1 protein-coding gene is annotated in these 895 nt (G+C 54.1%); it reads left to right on the forward strand.

The window, feature by feature from the left end:
• Nucleotides 1-838, forward strand: an 838-nt coding sequence (locus HGP29_RS28225; RefSeq protein ID WP_168885813.1) for a protein kinase, incomplete at its 5' end; no start/stop codon positions are given.
• Nucleotides 839-895: the final 57 nt, after the last annotated feature.

Genomic DNA, 895 nt, shown 5'->3' on the forward strand with positions numbered 1-895 from the left:
CTACTGGCAGACCCTGAAGATTAAGGCCAAAGATGCTGGGTTTAACCTGCTGGGCAATGGCCACTTCAGTGCAGCATTTAAGCACGAGCTGTTACCCGGCAAGGTCATTAAGGTTGGCTTTAAGAAAGAGGACTCAGGGGCCGCCTACGTGGCTTTCTGCCGGATGCACCAAGGTCGGGTAGGGATTCCTAACGTATATCACGTAGCGCGTCACGCTGGATGCTATACGGTGGTACTGGATGAGCTGGAACCATGCCAGCGCAGAGAGAACGATGAGCACGACCACTACGCAGACCTCGCGTATTACTTTGTCGAGTGTGACTATGCGCCCGAGGAGCACAACGAGAAGGACATAGCGTTTATCGAGACGTGCCAAATGATTCGCAAGTTCTTCCATGGTATCGCGTCCTTTGATATGCATAGCGGTAACATCATGTTTACCAAAGACGGCAGGCCAGTGATTACCGACCCGGTGTCATTCTCAGCGGACCGGGACCGTGAGCCTTTCTCACTGGAACCTGAGGAACTGCTCGCAGAGATTGAGCAGATAGCCACCACCAAGATGATTGAACGCTGTAAGCGCAACAAGGCAAAGCGTGACCCGAACGGGGAGCTGCGCATCGCACGCCGGAAGGCCAATAAGGAACGTAGAGCACGCCGTAAGGCGCACGCTCGGTGGCGTGAGGAGCGCGAACGGATTAACGCTGAGGCCCTAAAGTTCGACCTTGCGAAAGTTGCGAAGCGGGTACACGCATGGATGGCCTGCGATGGTCTCGCCATACAGCAAGGTCGGGGCCTTCCGGTGGACAACTACCTTCAGGGTAGACTTATGGGTTAGCAAGGTGTATCTTAGGTGTCTCTCACGCAAGAGGCACCAATAGATAAACTTTATTCA

This window comes from Flammeovirga agarivorans, from assembly GCF_012641475.1.
Classification (GTDB): Bacteria; Bacteroidota; Bacteroidia; order Cytophagales; family Flammeovirgaceae; genus Flammeovirga; species Flammeovirga agarivorans.